This window comes from Lacimicrobium sp. SS2-24 (assembly GCF_002201535.1).
Lineage (GTDB): Bacteria > Pseudomonadota > Gammaproteobacteria > Enterobacterales > Alteromonadaceae > Lacimicrobium.
Window position 1 is genome coordinate 21,296 of the sequence record NZ_NIWW01000013.1, and the last position, 10,991, is coordinate 32,286.

A 10,991-nucleotide genomic window follows, 5' to 3' on the forward strand; every position below is an offset into this window, starting at 1 on the left:
ATTGAGGCGATGATATTCTATACATGATATTTACTTACGATGAGGTATAGAAAATGCAAAAAGAAACTATTTTAGGTCTCGTACATAATTCGGGAACATCATCTAAATCAGGAAAACAGTATGACTTCAAGCAGGTTTTGGTTGCTGTAGACGCTAAAGGGGTTGGTGAGAATAGTGATGGGATTGGTTTAATGTCAAAGAGTAGAAATATAACTGATCTTGCATATAACAAGCTGAAAACTCTCAAAATCGATTACCCAATAGACTGTAAGGTTCAATATGGTTTCGATGGATTAGACCGTCTTGAAGTAAAGGATATAGAGGTCGTATAGCTAATAGTAGCTGTTACCAACAAGTTGTGTACGCTGGCGTTCTCTCGTTGCCTTGATTTGAGGTACAAGTTAGCTTTCATATACAATTGTTAACACGAGAGTTTTTGTTATCATAGGGTCATATTAAGGATATATGAGTCTATAAATGGAAAAGCGCCTTCGGCCACAGCTCAAAATAAAAGAAGAGTTGAGTGCGGTACTCAGTAATGTTGAAGAAACGTTTAAGTTGCATGATGGAAGAGATGTACAGACATTATTAGTATACATGCCCCTTGACGGCCACCCGAATCCTCTGAACAAGTTTTTCTCTATAGTAAAAGAAGGAATTCTGGCTAATTTTGTCCTCAAATGCTCTGATATTGAGAGGCAATTGCGTATACATAAGGAAGGTGCTGCCGAAAGACTTTTCGATAAGGCAGTTAGGCAACTCAGCAAGCATACAGCTCAAGGTGAACTTGGCGAGCTAATACTGTTTACTTTGCTCGATGTCTATCTGGAAGCGCCAAAGCTGTTGACCAAAATATCTACAAAAACAGCGAACAAAATGCCTGTATTCGGGGCAGATGGTGTTCATGGCCAGTTTTATGACGGGCAATTTAAATTATATCTTGGTGAGTCAAAACTTCATAAAGATTTTAACTCGGCAGCTAGCAAAGCTGCGAAATCAATAAAGTCAGCCACAGATAAATATCAAAAAGAGTTTGATTTAATTGAAAGTCATAGGGACTTTTATGATTTGGATGAGAACCTTGAAGATATTTTACTCGACATACTCGACCCACTTAACAACGAAAACATTGATGATATTTTACATTCATCCTGCTTTATTGGCTTTGCAAGTCCTGAATTATTCGAAAGTAATGATCAATTTGAAAAAAATTACATTGAATTAGCTTCAAAGTATGTTGGCGACTTCTTTAGTAAACTTGATAAGGAAAAGGTGGACGTTAGCAAATCAGTTTTGATGATACTACCGTTCAAAAATATTGAAGAGCTTGTCAGTGAATTTATAGCCTATATGGATATTCAAGAATGACTACCTTTTTCGAGAAGTTATCTAACAGGATGTTAGCTAGCGAAAAATACAGCATTTTAAGTGAACAGTTATTTAGCTCCTATGTGAAAAAGATGGTTGGAGTGGAGTATGAGCTTTCCGTTGATAATGTTAGAAAGCTGATTTTGATAGCACAGTATCTGTATCAAGTGGATTCTCCAAAATTTCGCAAAGAGGGGGCTTCGATTCTGGCAATGCTAATCGAAGTGTCTGGTGAGAAATATCCAGAGGTGCTAGCTATTGCGAATAAAATATTTTCTAGGACAGGCGATTTTCCAAATGTAAGTTTACTAAAGTCAAGAAACCCGGAACTTAATTTTAGATATAGTTTTATGTCTGAAGCAGAGGATGAGTTTAGGCAGGAACTGAATTCAGTCGAGGAGTTAAACTTCCCCTTAACTGATTTTCAAAGGGTACTTTGGAACAACCTTGTGTCAGACCAAGATGTAATAACTGTTGCACCCACATCAGCAGGAAAAACTCACATTATATTGAGTTACTTGATGATGAAAATGAAGAGCTCAGATGGCGCCTTTGCAGCGATAATAGTTCCGACTAGAGCTTTAATTAGCGAGATTGCCAACAAGTTATATGAAATCGCGAAGGAGCAAAATTTTGACGAAAATTTAGAAATTTGCACGGTACCAAAAGATAGTGGTTATGCCGAAAAGACGTTCTTTGTCATGACTCAAGAACGGTTGTTTGATGCATTACAAAGCGGTGACTTGGCATTTAACTTTCTCTTCATTGATGAGGCTCACAATATAGCGGACGAGAGCAGGGGCGTCCTGCTCCATTTAACAATAGAAAAATTGTTAGAGAATAGTCTCCCGCAAGTAATCGTAAGTATGCCATCTGAAAGTTATAAGGATGCGTTTGCTACTCTATTTGAAGATGTTAATTTCTCAAAAGAGATAACATCCGTATCTCCTGTTGCAAAAATAATGATGGAAGTAACTCCGAAAAATAGAGACTTGGTCATTGAGCGGCTAAACACAAAAGAGCGTGTAAAAGTACCTAAGGGATTTAATGGAACCCACTTATCGGACATCGTCTATAAGTTAGGTAAGGGCAGTAGCAATATTATTTACAGGAATCAGACCGATAACTGTGAAAATATGGCACAGAAGATTGCGGATAAGGTTGTTGACTATGAACCTTCAGCTGAACTTGAAGAAGCGGCAGATTATGTCGAAAAATTTGTCCATGACGAATTTTCTTTAGCTAACAATTTGAGAAAGGGGGTAGCATTTCATTATGGGCCCTTACCAAGTTCTATAAGGGTAATGATTGAAAATTTAGTTAAGGATGGCTTCATCAATTTTATCGCAAGCACCAGTACACTTGCGGAAGGAGTAAATCTACCAGCTAGAAACTTGTTTCTTTTTAAGCCTATGCAATCAAAAGGAATGGGTGCACCAGAGAGGCTAGAAGATGTAAAATTGAATAACATCACTGGTAGAGCAGGCCGAATGCTAGAACATTTTGCTGGTAATATATTTATTGTTGAGCCAGATAAGTGGCAAGTAAAAGATTACTTTGATGAAAAAGAGGAGCAAGAAGAGAAAATAGCAACCTACTTCAAATCTTTAAATGAAGAACTTCCTTCAGTACTGGAGGCATTAGAAGGAAATTACCCTCATGACTCCGAAGGTCAATACAAATTTTACACAATAGCTAATAAGCTGATTAAGGAGATTTCAGAAGGGAGATTGAATAAAACGCTTAAAGCTCCCGAGCTCACGTTGGATGAAAATCAGTTATTGTCATTATCTAATGCGGTGACTAGGGCACAAAATGGTTTGAGAGTTGCACCATTTACATTGGAGGCGAGCCCTACAATTGGCTATATACAGCAGAATAAGCTATTCAGTTTCTTGACTGAATTAGATAGCGTGGACGAATGGATCTTGCCACATCCTAAATCTAATGAAATCTATGAATCTTTAATGAAAGTTTGTGAAAAGCTCGAAGAGTTCGGCGTTTACACTCCAACAGGTGAGTATCTTCCGTCCTATACCAGTGTCATTGCAGCTAAGTGGATTAGAGGAGATAGTTTAAAAAGCATAATATCTGAGCAAATAGATTGGATGTTGAACAATCCAAAAAAAGCAAAAGAGGATGCAGAGGATAATGGAGTCAATCCCAATAAAGCTGTGCGAGATGTAATTAAAGTAATCAATAATGATATACGTTTTAGAATGGCTAATGCACTGCGGTGCTACTATGTATTGTTAACAAATGTAATTGCAATCAAAAAGTTGGAGAAGACAACTACTAAGCTTCATACTTATCTAGAGATTGGTGCATGCGATGAGAGGATGGTAAGTCTCATCAATATTGGATTATCACGAGAATCGGCAGCTGAAATAAATGATGTTCTTCAAGATGGAGTCAATGTAGAGGGTTTAAATCAACTGCTAAAGTATATAGATCAAGGATTGCTGGATGGGATACACCCGGTAACGATGAAAGAGGTTAAATCTATGTCAAAATAGATGGATTAGTCACAACTTAACCTGACACTTTCGGTGCAAGAGCTAAACCAAATCTGACAGTCTCTTGAGTACGTATTGCCGACATTGATGTGTCAACATATCAGCGGCAGCTCCGAGCGAGATGCGGACATTGATGGTGAAGTTTGTTAGTCTAGCCAAAACAACAGGAATACTGATAGATTGTTAATTTGGATCTGACCCCTTTTATTACGCTACCAACAACAAGACGGACTCATAACAATTTCTTAAGTGAGCCTCAGAAGTATATCTAGGTGTACTATTTTGACGATGACGTACAAATTATGACAAAACAACTATTGGACAACTAGTTTATGCTCTTCTATCTACGCGCTTATTACTGGATAGTCTTGCATAGGCAAACTAAAGGTCGAATGGATAGTCACTGGCTGTCCTGTGGTCTGCTAGGGGTTATGCTGTCTATGGTAGTTAGTTCGCTGATTTTCGGTTTTATGATGCAATTTGATCTGCTCGAATGGTTGCTTCCTCTTCAGGGTGAATTCGAGCTATGGGGTGTTTTAATGATGGTTGCATGTGCTTTGGTCATTTATTTTCTGTGCGGTTATGGAGACAAATACCAAGTAGCAAATGAAGTATTCGAAGGGCTGGATAAACATCAATTTAGAAAAGCCAAAATAAAATATATATCTACCGTGGTATTGTCAGCTATGTTTCTTGCTGGCTTTGGTTGGTTTATGCCGCTATTACTGAGGTAAGCGTTAACGAAGGCATCGACCAATGCCTTTGGCGATATATCGGATTGTCATCTTGAAGGTCCGCAATTGGCACTAATCGGAAGTCAGACGTACTAATGGTGATGGGCCGCTGATTGTCTAATGCCGACTGTCAGGGCAAGTCAAAACACTCAACCAGAAGTGTCCGATTAGATACGAGCCACTACAAAATAGAGGATTTATGTTCGAATCGTGCATTTTTTAACTCTTTTATCTAGATATAAAACATCTACAAATTTTTATCAACGTAGCTATGAAACGCTTCTTTTAATATATTATGAGCTGTTGTTTCACCCACGTATTTATGCCGGGTCATTATATCTGTTTTGTAATTGAAAAAAGCGTTACTAAAATCTAGGTTAACACTAGTGCCGTCTTCATTTTTTCCCTTTACTTTGAGGACAGTGCAGTCGTCATGGTTAGATAGATAATTTACAATTTCAATTACATTTTCTTTAGATAAACCAATATCTTGTTTTTCATCAATGGCTAGATCTAAGGAAAGTTGCATATTACCTTCAAGATAAGGCGCACTGCTAAGATCACGAATTAACTGTGGTGCATTATCAGATACATCAGTCAGAGAAGACGAGCTTATTTTAAAATGGAGACTACTATAGTCACTAATTTCTGTTAGCCTAGAAAACTCTTTTTCTTTTGGAATAAGTTCCAGAGCAATTTTGGTAATTCTATCGTTACTAAATTGTTCTAAAAGAGATGTTCCAACGCTTTTAATGCTTACACTCGGTCCAGTTGTAAATCCAACAACCAATTTAATTTCCGGGACAATTGAAAAGAAATAGGGGTCACCGATAATGCCCTGATTTACTTCAATCGGACTTATCTTGCCATCAATAGTAGCTTTCGTCTGCCAAGTGTTCCTTTCTCGGATAACAGTTACTGGGTAGACACTAAATTTAGAATCCAGAGTTTCATACGAAGCTTTAATCAGGTGTTTTCTGTTTCGGATATTGATGATCCGAGTCAAGTTCCCTATGTTTTGCATGGCCTTGTAATTGGAAACTAGATCCGAAAAAAAAGAGTCATTTGCTTCAATAGAATAAAACCTTACGGTCACACTTTTTTTCAATTTATTCATTGGGTTATGGTTTCCATTCTATATTACGCTTAGCCCTATTATAAATCCTTAATGTGTCACGCACTAAGCCGTTTGTCAACTGTTGGCTGTATATGTATACAGCACTCAATGGCCTAAATTACAAACATATGTTTTTCGTCGATGTAACCGCTCATGTCCAGTCATTATAAGTCATCGTTACTGATACGATACCGACTAAAATGCTACTTCAAAGGAAGTATCGGTTTCTGCGAGTGGCGCATCTTTGATTTTTTTAAGCTTTATTTTTCGAGAAATATCATCTTTTGCGGCTTTGTATGCTTTTGAATACATATTGTCTACGGCTACTGTCAATCGATCAATCTCAAGATTTTTTCTGTATGATTCATGCTTTAATTGCGCTATTAGCTCTTCTTGCTTTTTGATAGTTTTCTTCTGATTTTTGCATTGAGAAATAGCCTGACTCAGCTTTTCAGTCGCCGCTTTAAGTTGGGAACATAGTTGATCGAATGCTTTTTTTGCTTCTTTATTCAATCTTACAGATACACCATCCTTTTTACGTTCCATATCAAACTTTAATGAAACAGTTTTATAAAAATCGTCTTGAAATGAAGAAAGTCCTTGTTTGTACGCCTCTAGTTTTCCTTTCTTACTTTTAGAGCGACAGTTTTTTTCAGCTATATTCCCGGGATGGATATCAGCAACACTTGTTTTCTCAGTGTCATAGCAATAAAAATGAAGGTGAGGGTAGGTCTCATCCTCGTGAAGTACAACTGATTTTAAATTATTTCCGAATTTATCCTTAAGAAACTTTGTTGTAGCTATCACCCACCTAAGCATTTGAGCTCTGTCATATTCGCTGTCTGTGAACGCGATAGGGTATGATGCAATACCTCCAATCAGCACTCTAGCATCTTTACGAACAGCTTTGCCATTTATCTTTTTGTACTCAAATTGACGTATTTCGTCTTCAACGATATTTAAGTCTTTACCTAAAATACGCCGGGTTTTAAAGCAACCCGAAATATGCTTTGAATGAGTCTCCTCTCTCCTCGCTTCTCTAATAACACCAACAGCGTCAGGTCTTTCTTTTGTTTTATTAAGGCTGTATGCCTCAATTCTAATAAACTGATAAGTCATAATTCACCCATTGATTATAGTTTTAGCCATATTCATCTCTCACTTGTGAGAGACGATAGATTGCGTAGCAATCTGCTTCTGAAAGAAGCGCAGTCGGTTATGGTGGCTATAACTATTTTACAATGGAGTAGGCTTACTCACTTTTCGGATTTTAAGAAATCCTTCGCATTTTTTGATACTAAAAACTTATTATAATGACTTTCGATAATGGGTACGCTTGTTCCACACTGGTTTGCAATGTGTGATAGAGCTAGTCCATCTCTTATTTTGTTAGTGATGTATCCGTGTCGCAGAGAATATGTGTCTCTGTCTCCCTTTTCTATATCGCAAAAATCCAATAGCTGGTTGAATAGTACGCTGGGATCTATCTTCTTGTCAGGGGCATAGGGAGTTCTGAAGATATGTTTGTAAGCAAGTTTCCGACTGCGAGTTGTGTAACGTGGCTGTCTCTTCCTTTCATGATCGTGCTTCTTCCATGCTTCCTGATTACCTGCTTTCATAGATATAGCTTTTGCGAGTCCAATATCATCCAATAGTCCAAACTCTCCTAGCTCTAAGTCACTTGAACCATAGTAGTTTCCATGAAGCCGTGCGATCTCAGATAGTGCTGTTTGTGCACTTCTTGTTAGGACTATCTCTCGCATCATAACGTGATTATAGTGCTTAGTTTTACCGCCGTTAATGACCGCTGTGGCAAACATCGTAATACCATCGCTATCGATTTCCCTCTTAATATCACCCCAGCGAATACCATCCATTTCATCTCCGGGCCTAGTACCAGTTTCCAACATAAAATTGAAGTAGCCCTTGAAAACAATTCGCTTTTCTCTGGTTTTAAAATTTCTAGAGCTATCGATAAATTCTTGCCAAGATTCATCAATCAATGCCAATTCATCTTTTGTTAGAACTTGCCGACGTTTTTGTCCTTTAGGTTGCACAGAAGGCAATTTTTGTGCGTCTCTTCGTTCAATAAGAGAATTTTTTACAGCGGATTCTATCAATATATTTAGTGCAGCTTTTGCAGTAGCTATTCTCGTCTTGCTTTTATGTCTGCTTAAGATTGTATGGATATCTTTCTCTGAAAAGTGCTTGAAGGACTTCTTACCGAAAAGAGAACGAACTTCTTCGACTACCTTACAATAATCATTTTTTGATCTTGCGCTGATAGGTTTGTCTTCTATTTCTTCGAGAGCATTGTTACATGCAATACTTACAGACCTCTTCGGCGGGGAAAGCATCGCACTGACATCTTCAATCCCGCGTTTGTTAGCCCCCATGTAGAAGATTGCATCTTCTTTAGCCCTTTCGAGATCCGAAGTCTTTAAACTGCGTCTTACTTGTTGTCCATTTATTCGAGCATACAAATACCAATTTTTAGAACTGGGTTGTTTGTATACCGCGAAACCGCTTCCAAGGTCATGCCAATCAGAGCGCCGATCTGTCATGCTCCCACTCCCGATTTATTCATAGTATTGTTCATAGAATAATAGGGTAGGGCTAAACGTCAATAAATATAAGGCATTTTTAAAAGAGATGGGGTTTTAAAATCCCTCGATCGTAAGATCGTGCCGGTTCAAGTCCGGCCCCGGGCACCATTTCCTGAGTAATCCCAGTGTAATCAAGCGATACCGAGGGATTGCATCATCGAAAGCATGCGTACGTTGACCAGATAGGTTGACCACTATGCATAATCTAGTCACTAATCAATATGGCGTTTATACGTACAGAAGAACTGTTCAAGGCCATTCAATCAGAGTATCTCTGCTCACCAAAGACAAACTGGAAGCCCTCCGAGTTGTTGAACACATCAATACAACTCTGTCCTTGGTATATCCACTTCGGAAATGCGAAGCAGTTAAAATTGTTCATGCAGCGCTTCACCGATTCCAACCAATCTTCCAGAAGCAGAGAATGGCAAAGGTACAACAATACTTGGGGTTAGACCTTTCCCAAGATACGGGTGAACTCATTTCCGTTGTTGTCGAGAAGTACATAGAAGAAAAGCTGCGAACTAAAGCATGGGCAGAGAAAACCTACCTTGGTTACAAGGTCATTTATCAGAACCTGATTACTCTGCTCAATGATAAATGCATCAGAAGTATCGGGGCTGTAGATGCCCAGCGAGTCAAAAGCGATTTACAAAAGCTACCTGCCAACCTTAACAAAAAAGCTGAGTACAGAGGTAAACCAATTAACCGTGTCCTGAAGATGGATATACCAGCGTCACACCTGATGTCGATTAAGACCATTAATACGATGCTTGGTTGTTATTCCGAACTGTTCAAGTGGGCAGTGAAAAACGGTTATTCATCTACCAATGTGTTCGACGGTATGTTGCTAAAAGATACCCGAAAGGCGAGGGACTTACGTCAACCATTCACTCCTGCGGACCTCAAGCACATATTCTCCGATATAGCGATCAGAAACCCGAACAAGAGTTGGCACAAGTGGTTACCTGTTCTTGGGTTATACACTGGCGCAAGGCTCAATGAACTGTGTCAGTTGCAGCGCAAAGATATACTCAAGGTAGATGGTTGCTGGTGTATTTCAATCAATGATGAAGGTACGAATCAGATACTTAAATCTGTGTCGAGCAAGCGCGTCATTCCCATACATGAAAAGCTTTTGTCCTTGGGTTTCATCGATTATGTGAACAGTGCAGCGCCTGCGCCAAACAGTATGGTTTTTCCTGACCTGAAGCTATTGAATGAACGTTACTCGCACACGCCATCTAGATGGTTCAGTAATATCAAGAATAGGGTATTGGATGATAGTGGCAGGAAGTCATTTCATTCGTTCAGGCATACCTTTGTTGACTATCTGTACAACAAGCTCAAACTACAAGGAAATCCGTTGGTTAAGGCCTTGCTGGGACATTCAGACAGCGAAATAACGTCAGGGGTGTATGGTTCATCGTTTGTTGTTGAAGACCTAGATCAAATAGTTCAGTCTGTAGACTTCGACTCATTTGGCTTTAGTGTGAATGATTGAATTAATCCTTATTTTACAAGGAGGTAAAGAGTGTTGCTGGCGAGGTTTGCAGTTTTAAAGTTTGATTCTTTGGATGAAAAATGGGAGTCCTGGAGTTTTGATTCAACAGTCAATAACAGCATTTACAATATAGCTGCCCAATACACAAAACGGAAAGATAATCATGTTAACCAGATGGTTGTTTGTTCGACGAGGCTGCGACACAAACCAAAAGTGACGAGAAACAATGAGGTTGTTGTACCCCGTCGTGACAGGGAAGAAATGGAAACGCTAATTGAGCATGCAGCCAACTTATTGGGTCTAGCAAATCAAACTCCGAGAAGTATCAGCTCAGTGACTCCCCCTGCAGCATTAGTTTACGAGAATGAAGATGAAAGGGATTGGTTGGACTCAAAGTCTGGAGTACTTGTAGAGAGCACCGTGACTCATTGTCGAGGTGAAAATCTCGAAATGAAGCTACTGGAAAATTTGGATAATCTCTCTGATAGAATGGATGGTGTCGCTTTGATGTCAGAAGCATACTGCCATAGTCACCTTTGTGGAAAGTTCCATGAGTGTTTTAGGTTGTTCGAGAGAGCATTTGGAGTTAGTTCCACAAAGCTAATAGATCCGCTTTTCAAATTCTTCGAGAGCACTTCATATGGTTATTCAAGGAAAGAGATCGCTGACTGGGTTCAGCTGAGACATGGAGTTACTCACGCTGATGTAAAAGAAGATTTCCTGATGGAGAAAGACGTTATCAGCTTTCAGCCAAGGGTCCATCAGGCAGCATTAGATCTGTTAATGAATAAAACTAATTGGAGATCAGACGATTATGAGAGAAGGGAGGTATGGAAGCCTTTGGTTGGTTATGACGAGAATGGGATTTTTCTTACCCAAGGGGAAGGTGCAAAGCTTTTTATTTCACTCTTGGATGATTTCGGTGTTTATCCCGTAGCCCTAGAAGATGGAATCCTGCCAAATTTACCAAAAAATGGATGGTATGGTGGTTGGGAACATAAAGCTTACTTTCGAAGAGAAATGGGTAGTCTTAACATTAAGGAAAAGGATGAGGACTAGTCTAAGGATTTAATGATTTAAATTAGTACGCATGCTTTCGATGATGCAATCCCTCGGTATCGCTTGATTACACTGGGATTACTCAGG

9 protein-coding genes are annotated in these 10,991 nt (G+C 39.0%); 6 read left to right on the forward strand and 3 right to left on the reverse strand.

The window, feature by feature from the left end:
- Positions 1-53: 53 nt before the first annotated feature.
- The 4 genes from CCY32_RS16750 to CCY32_RS16765 all read left to right on the forward strand — a co-directional run bounded on the left by CCY32_RS16750 (position 54) and on the right by CCY32_RS16765 (position 4,618).
- Positions 54-332: a hypothetical protein gene (locus CCY32_RS16750; protein WP_088332796.1), complete on the forward strand. Its 279-nt coding sequence runs from the start codon at positions 54-56 to the stop codon at positions 330-332.
- Positions 333-477: 145 nt separating this feature from the next.
- Complete coding sequence (locus tag CCY32_RS16755) at positions 478-1,368, forward strand: DUF1837 domain-containing protein (protein WP_088332798.1); 891 nt, start codon at positions 478-480, stop codon at positions 1,366-1,368.
- Complete coding sequence (locus CCY32_RS16760; RefSeq protein ID WP_088332800.1) at positions 1,365-3,884, forward strand: DEAD/DEAH box helicase; 2,520 nt, start codon at positions 1,365-1,367, stop codon at positions 3,882-3,884. Before CCY32_RS16755 ends, CCY32_RS16760 begins: the two co-directional genes overlap by 4 nt.
- Positions 3,885-4,276: 392 nt before the next feature.
- Positions 4,277-4,618, forward strand: coding sequence for a hypothetical protein (locus CCY32_RS16765; protein WP_088332802.1), 342 nt, complete (start codon positions 4,277-4,279; stop codon positions 4,616-4,618).
- A 247-nt stretch (positions 4,619-4,865) separates the two neighbouring features.
- Here the strand turns inward: CCY32_RS16765 and CCY32_RS16770 are convergent, their stop codons facing one another.
- The 3 genes from CCY32_RS16770 to CCY32_RS16780 all read right to left on the reverse strand — a co-directional run bounded on the left by CCY32_RS16770 (position 4,866) and on the right by CCY32_RS16780 (position 8,299).
- Positions 4,866-5,735, reverse strand: a complete 870-nt coding sequence (locus CCY32_RS16770; RefSeq protein ID WP_088332804.1) for a DUF6731 family protein — start codon at positions 5,733-5,735, stop codon at positions 4,866-4,868.
- 195 nt (positions 5,736-5,930) lie between these two features.
- The gene (locus tag CCY32_RS16775; protein WP_088332806.1) at positions 5,931-6,854 is read right to left on the reverse strand and encodes a plasmid recombination protein; all 924 of its coding nucleotides are present in this window, start codon (positions 6,852-6,854) and stop codon (positions 5,931-5,933) included.
- 137 nt (positions 6,855-6,991) lie between these two features.
- Positions 6,992-8,299 carry a hypothetical protein gene (locus CCY32_RS16780; RefSeq protein ID WP_088332808.1) on the reverse strand — a complete coding sequence of 436 codons (1,308 nt, stop codon included), beginning with the start codon at positions 8,297-8,299 and terminating at the stop codon, positions 6,992-6,994.
- Between the two features lie 238 nt (positions 8,300-8,537).
- Between CCY32_RS16780 and CCY32_RS16785 the strand changes: the two genes are divergently transcribed.
- Together CCY32_RS16785 and CCY32_RS16790 are read left to right on the forward strand one after the other, a co-directional pair.
- Positions 8,538-9,845 carry a site-specific integrase gene (locus CCY32_RS16785; protein WP_088332810.1) on the forward strand — a complete coding sequence of 436 codons (1,308 nt, stop codon included), beginning with the start codon at positions 8,538-8,540 and terminating at the stop codon, positions 9,843-9,845.
- Between the two features lie 30 nt (positions 9,846-9,875).
- On the forward strand, positions 9,876-10,904 hold the full coding sequence (locus CCY32_RS16790) for a hypothetical protein (RefSeq protein WP_088332812.1): 1,029 nt from the start codon (positions 9,876-9,878) through the stop codon (positions 10,902-10,904).
- Positions 10,905-10,991 lie beyond the last annotated feature (87 nt).